The following is a 19,167-nucleotide window of genomic DNA, read 5'->3' on the forward strand; positions in this document are numbered from 1 at the left end:
TCCGACTCACCTCTATTACAGCATTTCGATTAAACGACTTTTTAATACGTCGCGGTCACTTTCCTCGCGGCATAAAATCAAAATCGTATCGTCGCCACAAATTGTACCTAAGATTTCATTCCAATCTAAATGATCCAATAATGAACCTATCGCATTGGCATTACCCGGCAATGTTTTCATCACTAAAAAATGACTCGCTCCATCGATTGATACAAATGAATCAGCTAGCGCACGATGTAATTTTTGTAGTGGATTAAAACGTTGATCTGCTGGCAAACTATATTTATAGCGTCCATCTTGCATGGGTACTTTAATTAAATGAAGCTCTTTAATATCACGAGAAATCGTTGCCTGTGTTACGTTAAAACCTGCTTGCTTTAATAAATCGACTAATTCGTCTTGTGTTTCAATGTCTTGATTCGCGATTAAATCACGAATGCGGATATGTCGTTGACTTTTATTCATTTTTCTTCACCTCTATGCATAAATATGCTTTCTAAAAATAACGGTATCACCAAAATCAGTAAATGACAAGAAAAAACACGGGCCTACTCAAAGGCGACCCGTGTTATTTTAATTGGCTATGCGCCTCTTGTACAATCGCTTTTAAGTCGATTTCTGGAACAGCTTCATCACCTGGTAAGGGATTGTGTAAGTGGAATAAAAATTCAATATTCCCTTCACCACCCGTAATTGGTGAAAATGATGCTTGCTTCAATACGAAACCGAGACCTTCTGAAAAGGTAGCGATTTTTTCTAACACTTCTTGATGTACTTTTGCATCGCGAACGACACCTTTTTTACCGACTTTTTCTTTACCCGCTTCAAATTGTGGTTTCACAAGTGCAATAACATCGCCACCCGGTACGAGTAGTTGTTTAAGGACTGGTAAAATTAATTCTAGCGAAATAAAGGACACGTCGATTGTTGCAAATTCTGGTAACCCTTCTGCTAAATCAGGTGCTGTGACGTAGCGGAAATTGGTTTTTTCCATTACTGTTACGCGCTCATCTGAACGTAGCTTCCAGGCTAATTGGTTCGAGCCAACATCGAGGGCGTAACAATGACGTGCACCATTTTGTAATGCACAATCTGTAAAGCCACCCGTTGATGAACCGATATCAAGCATTAGTTTCCCATCAACTGATACGTCAAAGTTTTTTAATGCTTTTTCTAATTTCAAGCCGCCGCGACTAACATATGGAATTTGTTGCCCTTTAATGCGTAGTTCCACATCACGTGAAAGTTTTTCACCTGGTTTGTCGACACGTACATCGTTCGCAAAAACAATGCCTGCCATAATCGTACGTTTTGCGCGTTCTCGTGTTTCACATAAACCGCTTTGTACAAGCAATACGTCCGCGCGCTCTTTTGATACTTTATCTGTCATTATGCTTTTAAACCCGCTTGCTGTTTAGTTTTTTCGACTAAAGTTGTTAGATCAGCTACAACTTGTTCCTTCGTCATATGAATGTCACGTAGCAATAAATCAACGCTACCATGCTCAATAAACTCATCTGGAATACCCATACGTTTTAGCTGTGCTGTATTGTAGCCATGGTCATTAGCAAATTCTAATACCGCACTACCAAAGCCGCCTTCAAGCATTGATTCCTCAATTGTTAAGATTGCTTTGCCTTCTTTAAATAGACGGTGAAGCATCTCTTCATCTAACGGTTTAATAAAGCGGGCATTAACAATTTCTGTGTCGATACCTTGTGCTTCAAGCTCTTCTGCTGCTTGTTCTGCCATTGGAATAGTTGTACCAAATGTTAGAATGGCTGCATCTGCGCCTTCACGCAATGTTTCCCACGTGCCGATTTCAATGGTTTCAAGCGTTGAATCCATTCGTACACCACGACCATTACCACGTGGGTAACGCATCGCAATCGGGCCATCATCATAGCTTAACGCCGTTTTGACCATATGTTGCCCTTCATTTTCATCTTTTGGCATCATGATCGTAATATTTGGCATTGAACGTAAGAATGGAATATCAAACACACCTTGGTGCGTTTCGCCATCTGCGCCAACCAAGCCTGCTCGGTCAATCCCAACAAAGACATTTAAGTTTTGTCGGCATACATCATGGAGCATTTGGTCGTACGCACGTTGTAAAAATGTTGAATAAATCGATAAGAACGGTTTACAGCCATCTGCTGCCATACCTGCCGCCATCGTTGTCGCATGTTGCTCAGCAATCCCTACGTCAAAGAAACGCTCTGGGAATTCTTCCGCGAAGCCCATTAATTTTGAACCTACAGGCATTGCCGGTGTAATCGTTACAACTCGATCATCTTCGCGCGCTATACGTGTTACCGTATCCGCTACTAATTTTGACCAACCAGGAGCTGTTGTTTTCGATTTAGGGAATTCACCCGTTTCCATTTTATATGGACCCGTACCATGCCATGTACCGACTGTATCGGTTTCAGCAGGTGTATAGCCTTTCCCTTTTTTCGTAATAACATGAATCAATACAGGACCTTCTGTTTGCTTCGCATTGTTTAATGTTTGCTCTAGCGTATCGAAGTCATGGCCATCAATGGGACCTAAGTACGTAAAGCCCATTTCTTCAAAGAACATGCCTGACATTACTAAATATTTCAAGCTATCTTTCACGCGTTCTGCAGCTCCTGCTAATTTCCCACCAACTGCCGGGATTTTTTTCAGGAAGCCTTCCACGTCGTCTTTTGCTTTATTATACGGTGGTGCTGTACGGAGACGTCCTAAGATATTATGCATTGCCCCAACATTTGGTGCAATCGACATTTCATTATCATTTAAAATGACAATCATATTCGTTTTTTCATGACCGATATGGTTCAGTGCTTCCATCGCCATACCGCCTGTTAATGCGCCATCGCCAATGATTGGAATGACATAATTCTTTTTACCTTGTACATCACGTGCAGCAGCCATACCCATCGCTGCTGATAGAGATGTTGAGCTATGACCTGTTTCCCAGACATCATGCTCTGATTCGATGCGTTTTGGGAATCCACATAAACCTTTGTACTGACGTAGCGTATCAAACTGCGATGCGCGACCTGTTAAAATTTTATGCACATATGCTTGGTGTCCTACATCAAATAATAGCTTATCTTCTGGGCTATTAAATGTGCGATGTAGGGCAAGCGTTAATTCGACAACTCCTAAATTCGGGCCAATATGACCACCTGTAATCGAACATTTTTCGATTAAGAATTTGCGGATATCCGCACTTAAGCTTTCTAGTTGCTTATTGTTGAGTTGTTTCAAAAAGGATGGACTAGATATTGTTGTTAAATCCATCGCCATCACACACCTTTATCATTGATTTTCTGTCAGCTTTTTTTAAAATAGAGCGTATCCAATACCCTCCTTTACCCGTCACACATCGTGACTATGCAAAATTAGGCCGAATCCGTTCAAATGATATATATAACTTAACAGTCAGTTGCTATCTATTATACCAATCATTGATGTTTCAATAAACTTAAAAGAATTTAAAATTACTTATTTCGCTTCACAATATATGTGGCTAGCTCTTCAAGAAGTGTGCTATCACTCGGTAATTTCCCAAGTGCTGTAAGAGCTCCCTTATAATGAATATCTAACTTCTCTTTTGCACCGTCTAATGTTAGAAGTGCAGGGTACGTACTTTTATCGCTCGCAACATCTTTTCCAGCTGTTTTACCAAGCTCTTCTGTCGTACCTTCGATATCTAAAATATCATCTTTGATTTGGAAGGCTAAGCCAATATGATATGCATAATCGCGTAAAATGGCACGTTCCTCATCTGAAGCACCCGCTAATACGGCACCTGATTCAATGCTAAAGCGTAAAATAGCGCCCGTTTTATTTACATGCACATTGACAAGTTCATCTAATGTTAATTGACGTGTTTCACCGTCGATATCAAGCACTTGGCCACCAACCATACCTTCTGCACCTGCTGCGACACTTAATAATTCAATTAATGTCACTTTTTGCTCCGCTGTAAGGTCCGTCATACGCGCAATGATACCAAATGGTAATGTATTTAGCGCATCGCCTGCAAGGGTTGCATACGCTTCGCCATATACTTTATGATTCGTTAATTTACCACGACGATAATCGTCATTGTCCATGCTTGGTAGATCATCATGAATTAATGAATACGTATGAATCATTTCGACTGCTGAACCAACCACATACCCATTTGCATGATTTTTACCAAAATGATCGAGTACAGCGAGTACGAATAGGGGACGTACACGTTTTCCTCCTGCTTTTAATGAATAACTCATTGCTTCTTTTAAAATCGCAGGTGCTTGGATTTTTTCTACTAAATCGAGCATCACTTCTTCAATTTTCGGCATTTCTAGCGCCATAAATTCTTTTAAATTCGTCATGTTATTTCTCTCCATCCGTTGCAAAAGGTTGTTGTGAACCATCTTCATTAACAACTGCCACAAGTTGTTGCTCAGCTTGTTGTAATTGTTCGTGACAATTTTTTGATAATATCATGCCTTGTTGATATAGTGCAATCGCATCCTCTAATGAGGCATCGCCTTGCTCTAACTTGCGCACGATTTCTTCTAATTCTGTCATTGATTGCTCAAATGTTTTCTTTTTCGAAGCCACGTTAATCCTCCTTTTGTGCGGTGTTTATTACCGTTGTCTTAATCTGGCCATCTGCTACATCAATCGTTAGCTGGTCTCCCGGCGCGACACGTTGTGTAGACATAACAACCTCATGTTGTTCATTATATACGATACTATAGCCACGCTCCATAATAGAAAGTGGATTTAACGCACTCATCGTCCGTAAAACATGCTCAAATTGACGCTGTTTCCGGTTCACCTGTTGCATCGTTGCCTGCTGTAGACGATGCTCTAAATTCGTTAAGCGTTGTCCTTCATACTGGAGCTGTTGCGTCGGTATATAGCGCGCTAACTTTGCTGTTAAGCGCTCAAGACGCTGTTGTTCACGCGTCATTTGGCGTTCGTAGTTAAGGCTTAGTTGGTCCTCTAAATGTGCTAAACGCTCGTCAAATGGTCGGTAAAGACGCTCTGGATACATCATTGGATATGACTCTGTTACCTTTTTAAGACGCATCGTTGCTGTTTCGAGTTGCACGCGCATCCGCTGTACAAAGCGTGTTTCAAGTGAGCGAATATGCTGTGCTAAATCCATGATGTCTGGCACCGCCATCTTCGCTGCACCCGTTGGCGTCGGCGCACGTAAATCTGCCGCAAAATCGGCAATCGTCGTATCGGTTTCATGGCCTACCCCACTAATGATTGGAATGCGGCTTTCAAAAATCGCTCGCGCGACGATTTCTTCATTGAAAGCCCATAAATCCTCAATCGAGCCACCCCCACGCCCGACAATGAGCGTATCAATTTCTGCCACCGTATTAGCTTGGCGAATCGACTGCACAATACTTGCCGCTGCGCGCTTCCCTTGTACGAGTGTCGGGAAAATATAGACATTTGCTAATGGATAATGGCGCTTTAACGTCGTGCAAATATCTTGAATGGCTGCACCAGTTGTCGCTGTAATAACTCCTATCGCTTGTGGGTATTTTTTAATTGGCTGCTTAAAGCGCTCGTCAAATAGCCCCTCTTTATGCAGCTGTTCTTTTAATTGTTCAAATGCTAAATAAAGGCTACCTACACCATCTGGCTCCATTTTCGTCGCATAAAACTGATAGTTGCCACCGCGCTCATACACATTAATGTCGCCTTCTATCAGCACATTCATGCCATTTTCAACGTGAAATTTTAGCTGACCTGCATGGCGTGCATACATGATGCCTTTAATTTGTGCTTTGTCATCTTTTAATGTGAAATATAAATGCCCTGACGAATGTAGCTTCACATTCGACAATTCCCCTTTGACATAGACCTTTCTCAAGTACGGATCCGCTTCAAATTTGCGTTTTATGTACTTTGTGAGTGCTTCGACAGTTAAATATGCCTCGGTCATGCTCTCACGCTCCTTTTATCATAAAAAAAGAGGATGTCCTAAGCGACACTCTCCTATGCGCTCTACATGCATTGGAAAGATTGGCACCATCGGGACATCCCCTCTGTGTTAGTATTCATTTTAACGTAATGAAAGAATTTTGTCTTATGAAAGCTTTTGCTTCGCAGATTGTACCGTATTGACTAATAACATTGTAATCGTCATTGGGCCAACGCCACCAGGAACCGGTGTAATCGCTGAAACCGTATCGAATACGTCATCAAAATCAACATCACCACAAAGTTTACCGTTCTCATCTAAATCCATACCGACGTCGATGACAACAGCGCCTTCTTTCACATGCTCTTTTTTAATCATTTTAGCGCGGCCTGTCGCCACAACTAAGATATCTGCTTGTTTTGTAATAGCAGCCAAATCGGGTGTTTTTGAATGAGCATATGTAACCGTTGCATCACTTTGCAATAATAATTGGCCCATCGGAACACCAACAATATGGCTTCGTCCCACAACAACGGCATGTTTCCCACGAATGGTCACATTACTATGTTGTAATAATTTCATAACCCCGTGAGGCGTACATGGTAAAAATGTTTCTTGTCCAAGAATCATCTTACCAACGCTGATTGGGTGAAAACCGTCGACATCTTTCTCCGGTGAAATCGCCGCAATAACAGCATCCTCGTTGATGTGTTTTGGAAGTGGTAACTGTACTAAAATACCATCAATGGCGTCTTTTTGATTCAATTCTTCAATATGTTTTAATAAGTCTTCTTCTGTTGTATCAGCTGGTAATTTAATTAGTTCTGAGTAAATCCCTAACTGCTCGCAAGATTTTTGTTTATTTGAAACATATTTTTGTGAAGCTTGATCATCGCCCACTAAAATAACTGCTAAACCTGGAGTAATACCTTTGTCTTTTAATGCATTGACTTCTAGCTTGATTGACTCACGAATCGTGTTGCCAATTTCTTTACCGTTAATTAGCTTACTTGACATGTTGTTAAAACACTCCCAAATTCATTTTGTATATAGAACGCAACTTTTGCTGCGGAACTACCACTATGACTTGTTAAGCTTGATATTTCGAAAGAACGCCGTTGACGAATTTACTTGTTTTATCATCACCAAATGTTTTAGATAATTCAATTGCTTCGTTCATGACTACGCTTTGTGGTGTTTCTGGTGTGTATAATAACTCATAAACAGCTAAACGTAGAATCGTACGGTCAATTTTGCCAAGACGGCCAAGTGACCATTTTTCTAATTTTTCTGTTAGTGAAGCATCAATTGCTTCTTGGTTTTCTACAGTACCGCGTACCACACTTTCAAAGAAAGCATCTGTTTCTTGTTCTTCTAACACATAGGCCATTGCTTCTTCAATTGTTAATTCAGTACCTTCTAGTTGGAATAAAGATTGTACTGCTTTTTCACGCGCTTCACGTCGCTTCATCATATCGTTTCGTTCTCCTTTATACTACTACAATCCGCTCAAAATTCCGTTGGTTTTGCGTAACTTAGCAGACCATTGCGAAATTCACGGAATTGTACAGTGTTTCATTAGTTTACATATAGCATATAGTTTATCACAAATTGTCGAATCTGTGCAGTTCGATTGCGATTTTCATAAAATCACACAAAAAAGGTGAATGCGAGTGCATTCACCTTTTTGCCGGGCACAAGTTATTCAGCTTTTTGTTGATCTTGCTCGAATTGAATACCAGTAATATGAACATTAACTTCTTTCGTTGTTAATGCTGTCATGTTTTCAATTGCTTCACGGATTTGTTTTTGAACCTTCGCAGCAACTTTGGCTACTTGAGAACCATATTGTACGACGCAATAAACATCGACAACAAGCCCCTCAGCCGTCCATTCTGTTTTGATTCCTTTACCGTGGACTTTTTTACCGAATTTTTCAGCTACGCCTGACGCAAAGTTTCCTCGTGTTCCGAAGATGCCTTCCACTTCTGTAGTTGCAATTCCTGCAATGACTTCAATGACTTCTGGTGCAACTTCAATGCTACCTAATTCTTCTTTACCTTCTGGTGTTGTTTGAGGTAATGATTTCACAACTTGTTCAGCCATTTGTTATGCCCCTTCCTATTCTTATGAATTAAGAACGTCGTTTTCTTCAAGGAATTTCGTGTTGAATTTACCTGATTTGAATACTTCGTTCTCCATTAATTTCTCATGGAAAGGAATTGTTGTTTTGATACCAGGACCCTCTACAACAAACTCGCCTAATGCACGGTGCATTTTAGCGATTGCTTTTTCACGCGTATCCGCATGTACGATTAGTTTTGCAACCATTGAATCGTAATATGGAGGGATTGTGTAACCAGCATACATCGCTGAGTCGATACGTACACCGATACCACCTGGTGTCATGTATGTGTCAACTTTACCAGCTGAAGGCATGAAGTTTTTGTATGGGTTTTCAGCGTTAATACGGCATTCAATCGCCCAACCATTCACTTTCACATCTTCTTGTTTATACACTAATTCTTCACCAGATGCAATTCTTAGTTGCCATTCAACTAAGTCGATACCAGTGATTAATTCAGTTACTGGGTGTTCTACTTGGATACGAGTATTCATTTCCATGAAGTAGAATTTGTCTTCATTATAGTCATAAATGAATTCACATGTACCAGCACCGCGGTAGCCACATGCTAACGCTGCTTTAACTGCTGCGTCACCCATTTCAGCACGACGCTCTTCAGATAATGCTGGAGATGGTGCTTCTTCTACAAGTTTTTGCATACGACGTTGTACTGTACAATCACGTTCACCTAAGTGAATTGTGTTGCCGTAGTTATCTGCTAATACTTGGATTTCACAGTGACGGAAGTATTCGATGAATTTTTCTAGGTATACCCCTGGATTACCGAAAGCGGCTGCTGCCTCTTTTTGTGTAATCTCAATACCTTTTACTAAATCCTCTTCAGTACGCGCTACACGGATACCTTTACCGCCGCCGCCTGCTGTTGCTTTAATAATCACTGGGTAACCAATTTTCGCTGCCCATTCTTTCCCTGTTTCGATATCAGGAACGATACCAGTACCAGGAACAAGTGGTACATTAGCTTCTGCCATTGTATCACGCGCAACGTCTTTAATACCCATTACTTTGATAGAATCAGATTTTGGACCGATGAATGTAATTCCTGCTTCTTCACATGCAATAGCGAAGTCTACGTTTTCTGCAAGGAAACCATAACCAGGGTGGATACCATCAGCACCCACTTTTTCTGCTACAGTGATTAGGCGATCAATACGTAAATAACTATCAGATGATAATTTAGAACCGATGCAATATGCTTCATCAGCTAATTGTACGTGTAATGCGTCTTTATCAGCTTCAGAATAAACTGCAACTGATTCGATCCCTAATTCTTTACAAGCTCGGACAATACGTACCGCGATTTCGCCACGGTTGGCAATTAATACTTTTTTCATCGACGTTCTCCCCCTTACGCTTCTTTAACTAGGAATAGAGGTTGACCGTATTCAACTAACTCGCCATCTTTGACAAGAATTTCTACGATTTCGCCTGTTACTTCAGCTTCGATTTCGTTGAATAATTTCATTGCTTCAACGATACATACGACTGTTTCTTCGCCTACTTTGTCGCCTACTTTAACGAATACGTCGGCATCTGGAGATGGAGATTGGTAGAAAGTACCAACCATTGGCGATACGATTTTATGTAAGTTCGCATCTGCTGCAACTTCCGCTTTTGGCGCTGGTGCTGCCTCTGCTTTTGGTGCCGCTGGAGCTGCTTCTGTTTTTGGAGCTGGTGCCGCTGCTGGTGCTGCAACTGGAGCTACTGCTTGTGCAACTGCTTTAGGTGCTTCTGCAACCACTACTTGGCCAGCATTCTTTTTAAGTTTTAATTTAGTACCCTCTTCGTTTAATGAAAACTCATCGATTGATGATGAATCGATTAATTTGATGATTTCACGAATCTCTTGAATTTTTAACATAACATTACTCCCCTAACGTCTGTGTATTATAATACAAAATCTATTGTACCTTCTTTTTCGGAAAATTGTAACACTTTCACTTAATTTAGATAAAACCATTAATAAATCAGAAAATTAACGCATTAAATAACTTTAAACATAACATGACATTTTTTTACAATTAAATTCCTGCATATTCATCATTAATGTAAGCGATATCACGAATGTGTAACCATTGCACTAATAAGCTGTTGCAGTACAGTTTTTTAATTACCTACCTATTATACTTAATTTATATTATCAGGTACTAATTTTAATTTAAAAGAAAACCTCTCATCTAAAAATGAGAGGTTCAGCTTATTCATTACGCACGAGATACGTAAGAACCATCAGCAGTGTTGATCACTAATTTATCGCCTTCGTTAACGAAGAATGGTACGTTAACAATTAAACCTGTTTCAAGTGTTGCTGGTTTAGAACCACCAGTAGCTGTATCCCCTTTAATACCAGGTTCAGTTTCAGAAACTGTTAATTCTACAGTGTTTGGAAGATCGATACCTAGAATTTCACCTTCAAAGCTCATGATGTGAACTTCCATGTTTTCAAGCAAGAATTTTAATTCATATGCTAATTGTTCTTCTGTGATTTCGATTTGTTCGTACGATTCCATATCCATAAAGGCATGTTGGTCACCTGATGCATATAGATATTGCATTTTACGGTTGTCAATTTGTGCTTTTTCTACTTTTTCACCAGCACGGAATGTTTTTTCAGTTACGTTACCGTTACGTAGGTTACGTAATTTAGAACGTACGAATGCGGCACCTTTACCTGGTTTTACGTGTTGGAAATCGATAACGCGGAATAAATCGCTATCAATTTTAATTGTTAAGCCTGTTTTAAAGTCATTTACTGAGATCATTACTAATCTTCCTCCAATATATCTTATAAGATAATTAAATCTTTTTTCGCATGAGTTAGCACTTCATGTCCTGTTTCAGTGATTAAGATGTCATCCTCAATGCGGACGCCACCAACCTCAGGAATGTAAATGCCCGGTTCGCAAGTGACACACATGCCTGCTTCAAGCGTATAGCTTGAGCGATGTGATAACGCTGGCGCTTCGTGCACTTCACGACCAATCCCATGACCTGTTGAGTGACCAAATGCTTCCCCATAGCCATGCTTCGTAATATAATCGCGTGCAACCGCATCCGCTTCGATACCAGTCATTCCTGGTTTCAATGCTTCTACTCCGCGAATTTGCGCTTGCAACACAATCTCATAAATCTCTTTCAATTGTGCAGAAGGCTCGCCAACTGCGATTGTACGTGTTGTATCTGAAATATAACCATTATATAGGGCACCAAAGTCTAAAGTGACAATGTCACCTGTTGCTATTATTTTATCAGTTGCTGTGCCATGTGGCAATGCTGAGCGCCAACCAGAAGCGACAATTGTATCAAAAGAAGAACTTTTAGCGCCTAATTTGCGCATATGGTGCTCCATTTCATTTGATACTTGCAGCTCGGTCATCCCTGGCTCAATATAGCTAATAATATGTTCGAACGTTTTATCCACGATGCGACAAGCGGCCTTTATAATAGTAATCTCTTCAGGCGTCTTAATCAAGCGTAATTTTTCAATTAAACCACTAACCCCAACAATTTGCGCGTCAATGTACTTGTCGAAAAGTTGGAATGTCGCATACGTCACATATTCTTTTTCAAAACCAACATGATGAATACCTTGCTCTTTTACTTCACGAACGACTTCCTCTAGTAGCGTCGATTGACGTTCTACAAGACGGAATCCAGTCGTTTCATGTTTTACTTGCTCTGTGTAACGTGAATCTGTAAAGAAAATCGCTTCTTTTTCTGTTACTAAAATATAACTATCATCGCCGGTGAACCCCGATAAGTACGATACATTAATCGGGTTTGTAATTAGCATCGCATCGATTTGTTGCGCATCAAATTGTGCGCGTAGTTGTTGTAATTTCATGTGTAAAATCTCCTTTTAATTTGATTGTAAAAACATGCGTAAGGCTGCTTGGTAGCCAAAGGTGCCAAGCCCTGTAATTTGACCGATGCAAACAGGCGCTAAATAGGAGTGATGACGGAATGCCTCGCGTTTATGTACATTTGAAATATGCACCTCAACAACCGGTACTTCGACACCTGCGATACAATCTCTCAGCGCCACACTCGTATGCGTATAAGCACCCGGATTAAAAATAATACCTGCGATGTCGCCATCCTCTGCCTCATAAATCCAATCGATTAATTGGCCTTCATGATTCGACTGCTTTACGTCAATCTCTGCATCAAACGCTGCAGCAAGCGTTTGTAAATCTTTTGTAACATCCGCTAGTGTTTCATGACCGTAAATTTCAGGTTCACGCTTCCCTAGACGATGCAGATTTGGTCCGTTTAAACATAAGTATTTCACGTGCGACACTTCCTTTTTTTCAGTTTATTCTTACATTTTAGCATATTATTTCGAATCTTGAATCATTTTCCGATGCTTTCCCTAGAGAAATAGAGACTTTTTTAGTACAATGGAAGAAGTTTTAACCCTACATAAGAGAGCGGTGTTTTTATGAGTAAATCCAAACCACTAATTTACGGTGGTCAAGCGCTTATTGAAGGCGTCATGATGGGTGGCGGTAAGCATACCGTATCGGCCATCCGTCGTAATGATGGCTCGGTCGAATACTACTATGCTGAGCGTAAGCAACATCCAACCTTACAGAAGCTTAAAAAAATCCCCTTCGTGCGTGGTATCGTAGCGATTATCGAATCTGCTGCAAACGGCTCAAAGCATCTACAGTTTGCCAGTGATCGATATGACGTGGCGCCCGGTGAGGAAGAGGCGTTAATTAAGCAAGAAAAAGAACAAACAAGCAAAATTCAAATGTGGCTTGGTGTTGCGGCAATCGGTGTGCTATCTTTCCTATTTGGTAAATTTGTTTTCACACTCGTGCCAGTATTTATCGCCCAAGCTTTTCATAGCGTACTCCCTGGTCACACTGCACAAGTATTACTTGAAAGCTTCTTTAAACTAATTTTATTACTAAGCTATATTTACTTAGTATCGCTCACGCCGCTTATTAAACGAACCTTCCAGTATCATGGCTCTGAGCATAAAGTCATTAATTGTTTTGAAAACAATTTGCCATTAACCGTTGAAAACGTTCAAAAACAATCTCGCCTACATTATCGCTGCGGCTCAAGCTTTATTTTATTTACGGTATTTGTCGGCATGATAATTTACTTCTTCGTACCAACCGACCCATTTTGGTTACGTATCGTCAATCGTATTTTATTAATTCCGGTTGTGCTCGGCGTATCATTTGAAGTGTTACAAGCAACCAATGCTTGCCGCAACATTCCTGTGCTACGTCTGCTCGGTTATCCCGGCCTATGGCTACAACTGCTTACAACGAAGGAACCGTCTGATGACCAAGTCGAAATCGCCATTGCGTCATTTGAAAAATTACGCGAAGTCGAAAAGAACCCTGCACTTATCAACACAATCCAGCATGATTAATTCAAAATGCACTTGTTTTTCAATAAAAAGAAGGAATCGCCGACGCGATTCCTTCTTTTTATGTCGTTTTCAATTAGTTCGTGCCACGCATTTTACGAATTCCTAACGTTAAAAGATACCCGATAGCAAACGCAATAACATAATAAATAATATACGTATAGGTTTGTAATTGCAGCATGAAAATCATGATAAAAAAGGCTAATACCGAAATGATTAATGGATGCAACCACGGATAACCTCTTAGTGCACAAACAAAACCTTGATATAAAAAGACAACTGGATATAACAGATACAAGCCAAATAAGATAAACTGTCCATTATCCTCTACCGTATCACCAAAGCCGCCAAGCAGTGCAATTGCAGACACAGCGAGCATCGTGAAGGCAGGTAAAAAGAAACAAGCTAATTTATTACCATTCATAGAACACTTCTCCTCCAACAAAAATCATACCACGAATAGGACATGAATTTATAATGTTTCCCACACTTTTTGAAAATCTTTATAGTGTGCTAATGAGGCATCTGAAGCCGCACAAGTTCCTCGAAACATAATCGTTTTCATGCCAACCTCTTTCGCTGGAATCAAATCAAGCGCTCGGTCTCCAATCGCCGCATCAAGCGTATATTTAGCATGTAAATATTCATAGGCCTCAGCATGTGGTTTACGCGGGAAACCTTGCTCTGGTGTCGTAATCTCCGCAAAATACTGCAATAAATTATGCTCTCTTAAAACCGCTTCAATAACCACCTTCTCTTTATGCGACATAATAACATTCACTTCTGCTTCTTTTAATACCTGTTCAACACCTTCAAATGGTTGAAAACGTTTCGGATCTAACGCTACATTTGTGCGACGATATAATGCTTCCTGCTCAGCACTTAAGCCTAAATACTGAAAGCCATGCGTAAACGAAACTTGTAGCTCCTTTAAAATCTCGTCACGCTCAAATGTTTCCTTTAAATGAGGAAAGACCTCTAGCATTGTTTCTACATAGAGGGGATACGTATCAAATAATGTCCCGTCAAAATCCCATAGTAATTTCATGCGCTCATCTCCTATAAAAAAAGCGACCACTCTTGGCCGCTTCCTATTATTTTTATTTTTTAAAGTTCCATTCATCGGCCTCATACTTCGTACGCGCTAAGTTCTCGACAAATGCCTGTTGCTCTGCGGTTAATGTATAGGGCTTTAATTCAATATCCAAAGCAGATTCAAAGCCTTCTTTAAAGGCAGGTATACATTCCTCTACCGTCACTGTACGTGCCGATAAATCATTAATTGATACGGCCTTATGCGGCAATTGCTCACGCATTTTTTGCTTCGCTTCTTCATCCTTAAAATTAAACACAGAAATTAATTTTTCCTGATCCAAATCAATAAGAATCGCACCATGTTGTAAAATAACGCCCTCTTGACGTGTCTGTGCACTACCAGCAACTTTACGTCCCTCTACAACAAGTTCATACCAAGACGGCGCATCAAAGCAAACAGCGGATTTAGGCTTTTGAAGTGCCTGTTTTTCCTCTGCTGTTTCAGGCACTGAAAAATAAGCATCAAAACCTAAATTTTGAAAGCCCTTTAACAAGCCGCCACTTAGCACACGATACGCTTCTGTTACGGTCTTTGGCATATCCGGATACGTTTCTGATACGATAATACTATACGTTAGTTCTTGATCATGAAGTACAGCACGACCACCCGTCGGACGACGTACAAAGCCTAAGCCTAATTTATGTAATTGTTCGAAATTAATATCGCGATGGGCACGTTGAAAATAACCGATTGATACAGTTGCCGGATTCCATTCATAAAATCGAATAATTGGCGGTAACTCCCCTTGACCATGCCAATGTAGTAACGCTTCATCAAGCGCCATATTGTAACTTGCACTACATGCTCCTGAATTGATAAAATACCACGGTGTTGTCATTTCCATTCCTCCCAAATTTATCAACTGCGTTCATTTTATCAAACTCAGTGGACGAACACCAACCATTCTTTTATAATGTACTATGTAGAAAGGGGTCATTACATTGCCTTGGTATTGGATTTTATTAATCGTTATTGTCGTTGTTGTTGCATCTGCACTAATTACGTCAATGCGCTCAAAAAGAGCAGTAACTATGCTTTCTGAAGAAGACTTCAAAGCAAATTACCGCAAAGCACAACTAATTGACGTTCGTGAAAAAGGCGAGTTCGATTCTAGCCACATTTTAGGAGCTCGTAACTTACCTACGACACAATTACGTAATCGTTACAAAGAATTACGTCAAGATCTTCCTGTATACTTATACTGTGAAAACGGTGGTCGTAGCTCACGTACAGCACTATTCTTAAAGAAAAAAGGCTACACACAATTATATGCACTAGAAGGCGGTTTCAAAAACTGGTCTGGTCGCGTTAAATCAACAAAAAAATAATATATGAAAGAGGCTGGGACAAAACACGTCATTTTCCTCTTTTAGCGTTCGCAACGAAAAACCGGAACCGCGCTATAGCGCGGCTCCGGTTTTTCTTATGCTCATATGAACGGTTGTTTTTATACGTATGTCCCAACCGCTTTCTTTTGTTTGGCATCTATCATGATACTTTCACAAAAAACACCATCAAAAAATAACGAAAAGCTCAAGAAGCGTCTTTCAGATACGACATAATTAAAAATATGTGCCAATTAAAGACCATTGAATGACACATTTCAAGCATTTTAATAAAGATACTGCATAATCTGTCAACAAAAACAGTTATTTCACGACACAACGCAAAATAATGCTATTCTTTAATTCCAAAAAAAGTCAATTTCAACTTGAAATAACTTCTCTGACGGTACATTTTATTAAAAAAGAGCCTTTTTTACTGTATCAAAAAAGACTTCTTCTTCTTAAAAAAACAATTTTTATTCAAAAAAACGACAATTAGCTACACGCTAGCATTTTTCGAGATGCCATTGTGTGGAAATGCCCGCTTTTCATAACAAAACGGACAAAAAACACCCGTCAGAGCCTCCATAAAGGCTCTGTTTTTATACTACGTCAGACTATTTTTTTGTATTTATCGCCACAGCATTATTAATCATCTGCTGTTTTGTTAGAGTAAAGCAAATCATTGCTACACAACTATGTCTATTAACTTATCGATGACACTTATTAAAAAATATGTCGTATCCAAAACACGCTGTTTAGTGCAAATACAATTTGGTGACAAATGATTTGTTATGAATCATCATAGCAACAAGCGGTTATTGCCTCAACCTACTTTAGCCATAGTCATCTTTTTTCACAGACAGCTCTTCAATCATACGCTTTGCTACTCGCTCACCATTTTTAACCGCGGATGCTAATCCTGCTGTCGGATGCGTTTGTAGTCCTGTAAAATATAACCTTTTTAGTTGGCAATCTTTTAAAACAGGATTCAATAAATACTGCGCTGTTTTTTTTACTTGTCCACTTTGCCTATACTGATCAAACATCGTCATGAGCTCTCCTGGTGACCACACTTGTTTCGTTACTACATCATCCTCTAGCTTCAGACCAACTTCTTCTAATTTTTTATAAATGCGCTGTTTCATCGTTTCTACGAGCTGCTCATTTGCAGTGTATGGCATATTAGCGAAAATTAATAAGGCATCACCGCGCATAAAACGCTCCTGCTCACTAAAGGCTGGATTATATAAATAAACAGTCGGATCATCCGGTATTTCTCCTCGTTTTAACAACTCAAATTCACGTACACGATCCTTCGAATACACAATATGATGCTGATAAATTTGCTTATGCGTCCGGAGCGCAACGAGCATAACACAAGCAGCGATTCCAGTGGGTTTCATTGGATCTGGTAATAATGCCTCAGCATCTGATATTAATTGAGGCTGTGCTTTAAAATCCTCAGCACTCACTAATACCGCATCCGCTTCCAAGCTCAGTTCATCATTTAAGCACACACCCTCGACCTCATCAGCCTGCACATGAATTTTCGTCACTTCTTTACTAGTATAATAACGCACACCTTCTTCTTTTGCTATTTGCTGTAGCGCACGTACAAGACGCAAATTGCCACCTGCGACATAGTACACACCATTAATTAACTCGTCATATGCATGGATAATAAATAGCGCAGGCGCATCATCTGGTGCAATTCCATTGTAAGAAGCATAGCGTGTAAAAGAGGAAATGACCTCTTCGTTTGTAAAATAACGTCTCACAAAATGATCTAATGTCTCAAAAGGCTTTAACGTTAAATAGGCACTTCTTGCTGGGGGCATTAATAATTGTCTCCATGCAATAAGTGGCGGCAGTGCCATGATTTCCTCAAATGCTTGTTTCATTTTCATAATTTCCGCCAAAAACATATCGTAATTTCTAGCGCCTTCAGCATCTAATTTTTGCAATTGCTTGCGCATAAATGCACGATCACTTGATAAGAAAAAACTACTTGTTTGAGGGAAAATGTTTTGTGTATGATGACGAACTCGACGAATCTCTAGATAGTCTTTTATATTGCGTCCGGTTGATGTGATAAATGCCTCAATCACTTCTGGTGCTGTCACCATCGTTGGCCCAATTTCAAAATCATAGCCCTGTAGCTGAACCGTACGTAATTTACCGCCCATATGCTCTCTTTTTTCATAAATAGATACTTCTATTCCTTCACGTGCTAGCCGGATTGCTGCTGCAAGATTTCCTACACTCCCACCAATAACCGCCACTTTCATAACGCATCCCTCCTAATTACTTTCCGCATCCTCCTTCACTAACAACAATGTTGTCGTCGCAATGATTAAAATGGTCGCAATAATGCTCGTAAACCATAGTCCTGCTAAAGCGCAAATACTAATAATCAATGCCATCAAGCTATAAAATAACAATAATATTTTACGTGTACATTTCTTTGAATAAATAATCCCCATGCCGCGTTCAATTTGTAGTAACAGCAAATCAATGCCAAACGCTAACCCTAGCCAAACGAATGTTACAGGCCAAACATTCTCATATAATAAACCTGTCGTATTATTCATTAAAAATTGCTGTGAATCGTAGACGAGTGGAACGACTAATATATAAAATACAACCGCTACAAAGCTTGCAATAAGTGGTTGAATTGTACGAGAATTTGTAAACCCTAATGCATAGCTCACCGCAAATAGGAATAACCAAATGGATAATTTAGAAGTCACAGCCAGCATGCTCACTATCAGTGAATCACTGTGAAATGTTTGGATGAAAAAGGCTTCATGCAAAATCATTTGTGTCAGCTTTTCGGCAAGTAATACAATACTAATAATTAGTACGATGACCGTTATCCCTATTTTTAGGCGAAACATTTCAATGAAATAACAGCAAGCGATAATCCCCATGAATGTTAATAGCACAAAGGGAATTAGTAAATCGTGTCCTACTGTCGTTACATCAAAAAGAAGAAGCAAGAAATCTACCACATAACCTGCAAGGATGAGATAGTACACAATAGCTATTATTTTCAATTTCTCACCTTCTCCCTTTCAATTCTTTACCCTTTTTTCACTGAAATCCCCTGCCAGTTTGTACATTTTTGTGAATCGTTACCTTTTCCTTATATTTATCTTCATCTTGCAATAAAAAAGAGGCTGGGACATAAGTAGAAATTCCAGTCTTTAATAGAGAAGGTGATGTCGAATTTGACATCACCTTCTCTATTTTTATGCGCAAATTGGGAATTAC

Annotated in this window: 22 protein-coding genes; 2 read left to right on the forward strand and 20 right to left on the reverse strand. The window is 39.8% G+C overall.

Annotation, left to right across the window (positions count from 1 at the left end):
• Positions 1-15: 15 nt before the first annotated feature.
• The 14 genes from ahrC to aroQ form a co-directional block, all read right to left on the reverse strand.
• Positions 16-465, reverse strand: coding sequence for a transcriptional regulator AhrC/ArgR (gene ahrC / locus ACFSY7_RS20190; protein ID WP_126990249.1), 450 nt, complete (start codon positions 463-465; stop codon positions 16-18).
• A 103-nt stretch (positions 466-568) separates the two neighbouring features.
• Positions 569-1,390: a TlyA family RNA methyltransferase gene (locus ACFSY7_RS20195; RefSeq protein WP_126990250.1), complete on the reverse strand. Its 822-nt coding sequence runs from the start codon at positions 1,388-1,390 to the stop codon at positions 569-571.
• A complete protein-coding gene (gene dxs, locus ACFSY7_RS20200; RefSeq protein ID WP_380149410.1) occupies positions 1,390-3,294 on the reverse strand; it encodes a 1-deoxy-D-xylulose-5-phosphate synthase in 1,905 nt (634 codons plus the stop codon). Before dxs ends, ACFSY7_RS20195 begins: the two co-directional genes overlap by 1 nt.
• A gap of 200 nt (positions 3,295-3,494) precedes the next feature.
• Positions 3,495-4,376, reverse strand: coding sequence for a polyprenyl synthetase family protein (locus tag ACFSY7_RS20205; RefSeq protein ID WP_126990252.1), 882 nt, complete (start codon positions 4,374-4,376; stop codon positions 3,495-3,497).
• Between the two features lies 1 nt (position 4,377).
• Positions 4,378-4,608, reverse strand: a complete 231-nt coding sequence (locus tag ACFSY7_RS20210; RefSeq protein WP_126990253.1) for an exodeoxyribonuclease VII small subunit — start codon at positions 4,606-4,608, stop codon at positions 4,378-4,380.
• Between the two features lies 1 nt (position 4,609).
• Positions 4,610-5,956 (reverse strand): exodeoxyribonuclease VII large subunit, encoded by a 1,347-nt coding sequence (xseA, locus tag ACFSY7_RS20215; RefSeq protein ID WP_380149411.1) that lies wholly within the window; start codon positions 5,954-5,956, stop codon positions 4,610-4,612.
• Positions 5,957-6,100: 144 nt separating this feature from the next.
• Positions 6,101-6,952: a bifunctional methylenetetrahydrofolate dehydrogenase/methenyltetrahydrofolate cyclohydrolase FolD gene (gene folD, locus ACFSY7_RS20220; RefSeq protein WP_126990255.1), complete on the reverse strand. Its 852-nt coding sequence runs from the start codon at positions 6,950-6,952 to the stop codon at positions 6,101-6,103.
• A gap of 73 nt (positions 6,953-7,025) precedes the next feature.
• Positions 7,026-7,406: a transcription antitermination factor NusB gene (nusB, locus tag ACFSY7_RS20225; RefSeq protein ID WP_126990316.1), complete on the reverse strand. Its 381-nt coding sequence runs from the start codon at positions 7,404-7,406 to the stop codon at positions 7,026-7,028.
• A 230-nt stretch (positions 7,407-7,636) separates the two neighbouring features.
• Positions 7,637-8,041: an Asp23/Gls24 family envelope stress response protein gene (locus ACFSY7_RS20230; RefSeq protein WP_380149412.1), complete on the reverse strand. Its 405-nt coding sequence runs from the start codon at positions 8,039-8,041 to the stop codon at positions 7,637-7,639.
• A 21-nt stretch (positions 8,042-8,062) separates the two neighbouring features.
• Positions 8,063-9,415: an acetyl-CoA carboxylase biotin carboxylase subunit gene (accC, locus tag ACFSY7_RS20235; protein ID WP_126990257.1), complete on the reverse strand. Its 1,353-nt coding sequence runs from the start codon at positions 9,413-9,415 to the stop codon at positions 8,063-8,065.
• 14 nt (positions 9,416-9,429) lie between these two features.
• On the reverse strand, positions 9,430-9,942 hold the full coding sequence (gene accB / locus ACFSY7_RS20240; protein WP_126990258.1) for an acetyl-CoA carboxylase biotin carboxyl carrier protein: 513 nt from the start codon (positions 9,940-9,942) through the stop codon (positions 9,430-9,432).
• A 343-nt stretch (positions 9,943-10,285) separates the two neighbouring features.
• Entirely contained in the window at positions 10,286-10,843 is a 558-nt protein-coding gene (efp, locus tag ACFSY7_RS20245; protein WP_126990259.1) for an elongation factor P, read from the reverse strand.
• A gap of 23 nt (positions 10,844-10,866) precedes the next feature.
• Positions 10,867-11,925, reverse strand: coding sequence for a M24 family metallopeptidase (locus ACFSY7_RS20250; RefSeq protein WP_380149413.1), 1,059 nt, complete (start codon positions 11,923-11,925; stop codon positions 10,867-10,869).
• 15 nt (positions 11,926-11,940) lie between these two features.
• On the reverse strand, positions 11,941-12,372 hold the full coding sequence (gene aroQ / locus ACFSY7_RS20255; RefSeq protein WP_126990261.1) for a type II 3-dehydroquinate dehydratase: 432 nt from the start codon (positions 12,370-12,372) through the stop codon (positions 11,941-11,943).
• Between the two features lie 150 nt (positions 12,373-12,522).
• On the opposite strand from aroQ, the gene ACFSY7_RS20260 reads away from it, so the two are divergent.
• Positions 12,523-13,473 carry a DUF1385 domain-containing protein gene (locus tag ACFSY7_RS20260; protein ID WP_126990262.1) on the forward strand — a complete coding sequence of 317 codons (951 nt, stop codon included), beginning with the start codon at positions 12,523-12,525 and terminating at the stop codon, positions 13,471-13,473.
• Between the two features lie 73 nt (positions 13,474-13,546).
• On the opposite strand, the gene ACFSY7_RS20265 is transcribed toward ACFSY7_RS20260, so the two are convergent.
• The 3 genes from ACFSY7_RS20265 to ACFSY7_RS20275 are packed head-to-tail and all read right to left on the reverse strand — an operon-like array spanning position 13,547 to position 15,404.
• Positions 13,547-13,894 carry a hypothetical protein gene (locus tag ACFSY7_RS20265; protein ID WP_126990263.1) on the reverse strand — a complete coding sequence of 116 codons (348 nt, stop codon included), beginning with the start codon at positions 13,892-13,894 and terminating at the stop codon, positions 13,547-13,549.
• A 48-nt stretch (positions 13,895-13,942) separates the two neighbouring features.
• On the reverse strand, positions 13,943-14,518 hold the full coding sequence (locus tag ACFSY7_RS20270; RefSeq protein ID WP_380149414.1) for an HAD hydrolase-like protein: 576 nt from the start codon (positions 14,516-14,518) through the stop codon (positions 13,943-13,945).
• Between the two features lie 52 nt (positions 14,519-14,570).
• Complete coding sequence (locus tag ACFSY7_RS20275) at positions 14,571-15,404, reverse strand: lipoate--protein ligase family protein (protein WP_126990265.1); 834 nt, start codon at positions 15,402-15,404, stop codon at positions 14,571-14,573.
• 103 nt (positions 15,405-15,507) lie between these two features.
• On the opposite strand from ACFSY7_RS20275, the gene ACFSY7_RS20280 reads away from it, so the two are divergent.
• A complete protein-coding gene (locus ACFSY7_RS20280; protein WP_126990266.1) occupies positions 15,508-15,894 on the forward strand; it encodes a rhodanese-like domain-containing protein in 387 nt (128 codons plus the stop codon).
• A gap of 833 nt (positions 15,895-16,727) precedes the next feature.
• On the opposite strand, the gene ACFSY7_RS20285 is transcribed toward ACFSY7_RS20280, so the two are convergent.
• From ACFSY7_RS20285 to ACFSY7_RS20295, 3 genes are all read right to left on the reverse strand, one after another.
• A complete protein-coding gene (locus ACFSY7_RS20285) occupies positions 16,728-18,182 on the reverse strand; it encodes a phytoene desaturase family protein (protein WP_380149415.1) in 1,455 nt (484 codons plus the stop codon).
• A gap of 12 nt (positions 18,183-18,194) precedes the next feature.
• On the reverse strand, positions 18,195-18,950 hold the full coding sequence (locus tag ACFSY7_RS20290) for a hypothetical protein (protein WP_380149416.1): 756 nt from the start codon (positions 18,948-18,950) through the stop codon (positions 18,195-18,197).
• 37 nt (positions 18,951-18,987) lie between these two features.
• A partial coding sequence (locus tag ACFSY7_RS20295) for a hypothetical protein (RefSeq protein ID WP_380149417.1) occupies positions 18,988-19,167 on the reverse strand: 180 nt, incomplete at its 5' end.

This window comes from Kurthia populi (assembly GCF_042686175.1).
GTDB lineage: Bacteria > Bacillota > Bacilli > Bacillales_A > Planococcaceae > Kurthia > Kurthia populi.